The organism is Tateyamaria sp., assembly GCF_059783535.1.
Genome location: NZ_JBYNDP010000187.1, coordinates 1 through 5,501, shown reverse-complemented (window position 1 = coordinate 5,501; position 5,501 = coordinate 1). Strand labels below are relative to the sequence as shown.

Below are 5,501 nucleotides of genomic sequence, written 5' to 3'. Positions count from 1 at the left end.
TCGCCACGTGGCAGATTTGCAGGAGCAGGCGGCTTCGCCGTCTGACCTCCAAATCACCGCTGATTTTCCGACTAGGAAAAGGGGTTAAACGAAACAAGCGAACATACGGATGGGAAGCGGAGAACTTCAAAATAGGAAAGAGTTTGGCGCAATAGGAAAAACTATGTGTCGCATCATAACAAGGAAAGTGGCGGACCGAGGAGGATTCGAACCCCCGACCCCTTGATTCGTAGTCAAGTACTCTATCCAGCTGAGCTATCGGTCCACTGACGCGCGGTTTAGTCCTGTGGTTCAGGGTTTGCAAGAGCTTATCTCGGCAAAAGTGAACCGCAGCTTAGATGTCATCCCCTTTCGGCAACCGGATGGAAAAGACTGTCCCCTTAGGACCCGTTCGGTCCAACTCAAGTGCGCCACCATGCCCGCGCACCAACTCTTGCGCAATCGCCAGGCCAAGCCCGGTACCACCTTTTGCAACGCCGCCTTGAAATGGCTGGAACAGATGCTCTTGAGCCTTAGACGGCAGGCCGGGTCCAGTGTCGGCAATCTCGATCCACCAATTGTCTGCATCTTCGTAGGCAGACACATTGATCTCGCCTGGCTTTCCTGTCGCAATGATAGCCTGTCGTGCGTTGCGCACCAGGTTTGAAACAACGCGGAACAACTGCTCTGGATCCGCGCGAAGCGAAAAGAGGGGCGGGATGTTTTCACTCAGTGACAAGTCATGGTCGCCGACCGCCAGACGTTCGCTGTCCAGCACGTCCGCAACCAGATCATCCAGGGTAAAGATCATAAGCGTAGGGCTGGGTTCCTCGGCTTTGCCAAACGCCAGAGTGCTTTCGCAAAGGTGCACAGCTCGTGTCATGGAGTTTACCAGTTTTGGCGCCATGCGCCGCACAAGCGGATCCTCAGACGCCTCGATGCGATCGGTAAAAAGCTGGGCCGAGGTCAGGATGTTGCGCAAATCATGACTTATCTTGGACACGGCGCTGCCAAGTTGCGCGAGGCGATCCTTTTGGCGCAAAGCCGAAATAAGTTCCGTCTGCAGGCTGCGCAGGGCTTCCTCGGCCTCGCGCAGTTCAGTCACGCCAGCATTTGGCGTGATAATGCGCCGGGCATCCTCAGGTGCCGCAGCATAGCGCTGCATATGACCGACAACTCCTCGGATCGGCTTCACAAGAATTGCGCGGACCGCCACGAACAAGAGCCCCGCGGTGACAATCGAGATGACAGCTGAGAGAACAAGGATGCGGATACCGTAGTCAATCATGGAAGCGCGCAGCGGTGCCGTTTCCATTGTGACTTCGATCAGAAGCCCGGCTTCGCGGGTTGGCGCGCCTATCACACGGATGACTTCATTGTCCGGTTCAAGGATGCGCATCAATGCATCGCGTATCAGAATCGGAGCGGTGCCATCCCGCAGGTCGAACGTATCATCGATGGGTTGCGGCATCGGTGACGCCAGCATCAACTGCCGCACTTCATCCCGCCGCAGAACGACATTGAAAACACCCGCGTTCTCCAGCAGCTCTTCTTCCAGATCGCTATCGATCATGTCGTCAGCCAGCAGGGCAAGCGACGCAATCTGGGCGCGTTCCAGGCGGTTTTGCAGGTACTCTTCCCGGAAACGCGCAATAGACGGCACAAAGATCAAAACCTCGGCCAGCATCACGAAGATCGTGGTCAGGATAAGGAAGCGGCCAGAGAGAGAATTCATCATCGTGCTATGTGCTCAGGGAATAAGGCGTTGTACAAGACCTACCACCCGCTTAACCGTGTTGCTTTCAAAAAGGCGCGGACTGAAATAGGCACCGGCAGCGCGTTTGTTAACCTCGCCAATCGTGGGATAAGGCGACACCATGGCGGCGACTTGGCTCATCTTCATATTGTTCGCGATCACCAGTGACCAAAGGTTAATCAACTCGCCCGCCTGGTGACCGGCAATTGAGGCACCAACGGGTCGTCCCTTGACCACCATAACCTTGATCAAGCCTTCGGTTTTGCGTTCCGCGATCGCTCTGTCATTGTGATTGTAGTGAAAGCGGACAACTTCCAGCTTGTTGCCGTATGTTTCGCGCGCCTGCGCCTCGGTTGGTCCGACCTGAGCCAGTTCAGGGTCGGTGTATGTTGCCCAAGGGATGTGCGCGGTCTTGGCTTTGGACGGCAGCGCGAACAGCAATGACCGGATGATAACCCCGGCATGATAGCCCGCCACATGTGTGAACTGCAGGCCGCCTGCGACGTCCCCAACGGCGTAGACGCGGCGGTTGGTCGTGCGCAAGCTATCATCAACTTTAACCCCTGTGCGAGTGGTTTCGATCCCGGCAGCCCCAAGGTTTAGCTTTTCCATGTTCGACTTGCGGCCAACGGCCACCAATACATGCGACCCGGTGAACCTGCGACCACCCTTGGTGTGAACCGTTACAGTGCCATCTCCACCTTCGATCCTATCGGCCAAAGCACCTTCCGCGATCTCAATCCCTTCACCGCGCAGCTTGGTGAGAACCACGTCGGCCATCTCAGGGTCATCCTTGCCCAGCGCCGTATCGCCCTCGATCACGGTCACCTTGGACCCGAGGCGGCGATGCGCTTGCGCCATTTCCATCCCGATGGGGCCGCCGCCGATGATCAATAGATGTTCGGGGCGTTCGCGCAGTTCCCACAAGGTTTCATTTGTCAGATATGGCACAGTATCAATGCCATCAATCGGCGGCACGAAGGGGCTCGATCCCGTGGCAATGACGACACGACGCGCCGTGATGACAGTGTAGCCCGCCTGCACCTCTTTGTCCGAGATGAAATGACCAAACTCGCGGATGACATGCACACCAAGACCCTCGAAACGTTCCTGGCTATCGACCGGTTCAATCTGCGCAATCACCTGGTTCACATGGTCCTTGGCGGCAGCGTAGTCGACCTGAGGGGCAGCATTGGCTACGCCGTATTCAGCACTGTGTTCCTGCCCATACGCCATTTTGCCGCTTGCAATCAGCGCTTTCGAAGGGACGCAGCCATAGTTCAGGCAATCCCCGCCCATCTTATGCCCTTCAAGCAGAACAACCTTGGCGCCCATCTGAACCGCACCGGCTGCAACAGACAACCCGCCTGACCCGGCCCCGATCACCAGGAGATCAGTCTTGATACGTTTCATGGGTTTAAAGACCTTTCTTGCCCGTTACGGCCTTGACCACGACCGGCACAAGCGAGAGTGCCGCCAAACCAAGAATAGGTAGCAGGACATGCGGTTCAAATATGATGCCAAGGTTCGGCGTCTCTCCGCGGGCGAACACTTCGCCCAGACCGGCCCCGACCGATGTATAAACGACGGACCCCGGGATGATGCCCAAAAAGGTCGAGATGACATAGCGGTGCAGCGGTACCTGCATGAAAGCTGGTATGAGGTTGGCAAGAAAGAATGGAACGACCGGCACTAGGCGGATCACAAACAGCATGGACCATTGGTTTTCATCAATGCCGTCCTTGATTTTTTTGATCGTCCCCTTGGAGGCTTCCATGCGCTGACCCAAGGTCTCACCGAAGCCGTGGCGCGCCGCTAGAAAGATGACCGACGCCCCGATTGTCGCCGCCGTCACAGTGAAGATCGACCCAAAGACCGTCGCGAAAAGAAAACCACCCGTCAGCGTTGCGATGCTTGCACCGGGCAGGGAAAACCCGACAATAAGGATGTAGATGGCAACATACACCAACGCCGTCATCAGGTAGTTGTCGTCGCGAAATGCGATCAGAGCCTCGCGATTGTCTGCAAGAGTCTGGAAGCTAAGATAATCGCGCAACGTGAAAGCGCCAATCGCTGCAACGATCAGAATACCGATCAGCGGCAGGTTCCGCATCAGCGTGGATTTGCGTGGTTGGCTCGTGTCGGTCATACCAATTCCTCTGCGCGCTCTTTGCTGTGCGCCATGCTTTGCGTTGGTTGTGACTTGAAAATGCGCCCGTCGCACCCGTCAAAACAGGGTGTTCACGGCCCGTTGAACGGATATGTCCAATTCCGTGAGGTTTTTGGGGGCTCTAGTACGTCATTGAAACATTGGTGGGGTCGCGCCTGCCCTTTTGTTGCAATAATGACGAAATTAGGTGCTCAAAGGGTTTACTTGCCCCCCTCGCCGCTTTAGAGGACGGGCTTCGAATACAGCCCCTCCCGAACCTGCGGGAATCGTGGGCCAACAGACCCGGAGCCAATGCGATGAAACGCACCTACCAACCTTCGAACCTCGTGCGCAAGCGGCGCCACGGTTTCCGTGCCCGCATGGCAACCAAAGCTGGCCGCAAAATCCTCAACGCCCGCCGCGCCCGCGGCCGGAAGTCGCTGAGCGCCTAAAACACGCACCCGAAAGGGATGATCATGACCCCGCCGGAGGCCTTTTCGCCCAGCTTTAACGCTGGCGAAGATATGCCGCCGGCGGGGCCATTGCGTTTGGAGACAATGAAAAAGCGGACTGACTTTCTGCGCGCAGCCCGAGCCAAGCGCGTCGTGATGCCGGGTTTCATTCTTCAGGTACGTTCGCGCGATGACGATGGCCCAATCCGGATTGGCTTCACATGCTCAAAGAAGGTCGGCAACGCAATCGCGCGAAACAGGGCCAAACGCCGGTTGCGCGAAGTGGCACGGCATGTGCTGAGCCATCGGGGTTCATCAGCAACCGACTACGTTTTTGTTGGGCGCGCCGGTGAAACGGCCGCACGACCTTTTGGCGCGCTGATCGACGATTGCAATGCTGCGCTGGACAAGCTGCAATGAGCCCCCTTGCCTTCCTCGTCTCGCTGCCCGTCCGCGCCTATCGCCTGCTCTTTTCCCCATGGGTTGGTTTCAACTGCCGTTATCAACCGACATGCAGCGCCTATGCGATGGAAGCGTTGGAAAAGCACGGTGCGTTCAAGGGAACCTGGATGGCAGCGCGACGTATCGGACGTTGTCATCCTTGGGGTGGCGACGGCTATGATCCAGTCCCAAAGAGGGACGACCCGTAGGGTTGTGGCCGCTCCGCTGTCCTGGGGGGTGAGGCGGGAGCGGCCTGAGTATCCGCCATGCAATTCACGGCGGGTTGTGTGCGCATCAAGATTTGTTCTTAAGCGCATCAGTTAGATAGGAACGCTCAGAATGACTTCCAACAGCGTCACTGCTTTTCGAAGGTGATGATGACATCGCCGATGTCGACGCCAGCGCGTTTCATGTAGGCGCGGTTCAACAGGCGGTCCTCGCTCAGCAGCCACATCCAGTCGTCAAATGTCACACGTAGAGTCCCATCCGGAACGGGCAAATCAATCGTGTATTGCCAGTTGAACGTGTCAGCCTTCTCTTGCCCCGTCGCAATACCGATCACACTCGGTGCGGTCCCTTCCCAACTGTCGGGTCCTGTCTTCTTCAGTGTCCAAACACGCTGTTCAGTGCTGTCGTCTTCATAGACAAAATCCTCCACCAGGGTGAGGTTTTGTCCATCCCAAGTTCCGTTGATGTCCACTGTAAACCTGCGCCGCACAGTCCC

General features: G+C 56.9%; 7 protein-coding genes and 1 tRNA gene. 3 read left to right on the top strand and 5 right to left on the bottom strand.

Annotated elements, in window-relative coordinates:
• Positions 1-188: 188 nt before the first annotated feature.
• The 4 genes from AC6RA8_RS20795 to AC6RA8_RS20780 form a co-directional block, all read right to left on the bottom strand.
• Positions 189-265: transfer RNA gene (locus AC6RA8_RS20795), tRNA-Arg, on the bottom strand.
• 69 nt (positions 266-334) lie between these two features.
• Complete coding sequence (locus AC6RA8_RS20790; RefSeq protein ID WP_500355514.1) at positions 335-1,717, bottom strand: sensor histidine kinase; 1,383 nt, start codon at positions 1,715-1,717, stop codon at positions 335-337.
• 12 nt (positions 1,718-1,729) lie between these two features.
• On the bottom strand, positions 1,730-3,148 hold the full coding sequence (locus AC6RA8_RS20785; protein ID WP_500355512.1) for a dihydrolipoyl dehydrogenase family protein: 1,419 nt from the start codon (positions 3,146-3,148) through the stop codon (positions 1,730-1,732).
• A gap of 4 nt (positions 3,149-3,152) precedes the next feature.
• Positions 3,153-3,884: a TVP38/TMEM64 family protein gene (locus AC6RA8_RS20780; protein ID WP_500355510.1), complete on the bottom strand. Its 732-nt coding sequence runs from the start codon at positions 3,882-3,884 to the stop codon at positions 3,153-3,155.
• A gap of 317 nt (positions 3,885-4,201) precedes the next feature.
• On the opposite strand from AC6RA8_RS20780, the gene rpmH reads away from it, so the two are divergent.
• From rpmH to yidD, 3 genes are read left to right on the top strand one after another with little or no spacing between them, the layout of a single operon-like run.
• Entirely contained in the window at positions 4,202-4,336 is a 135-nt protein-coding gene (gene rpmH, locus AC6RA8_RS20775) for a 50S ribosomal protein L34 (protein ID WP_005980833.1), read from the top strand.
• A gap of 24 nt (positions 4,337-4,360) precedes the next feature.
• The gene (gene rnpA / locus AC6RA8_RS20770) at positions 4,361-4,756 is read left to right on the top strand and encodes a ribonuclease P protein component (protein ID WP_500355507.1); all 396 of its coding nucleotides are present in this window, start codon (positions 4,361-4,363) and stop codon (positions 4,754-4,756) included.
• Positions 4,753-4,986, top strand: coding sequence for a membrane protein insertion efficiency factor YidD (gene yidD, locus AC6RA8_RS20765; protein WP_500355506.1), 234 nt, complete (start codon positions 4,753-4,755; stop codon positions 4,984-4,986). The genes rnpA and yidD overlap by 4 nt, the downstream gene beginning before the upstream one ends.
• A gap of 146 nt (positions 4,987-5,132) precedes the next feature.
• On the opposite strand, the gene AC6RA8_RS20760 is transcribed toward yidD, so the two are convergent.
• Positions 5,133-5,501, bottom strand: a 369-nt coding sequence (locus AC6RA8_RS20760) for a DUF3833 family protein (protein ID WP_500355503.1), incomplete at its 5' end; no start/stop codon positions are given.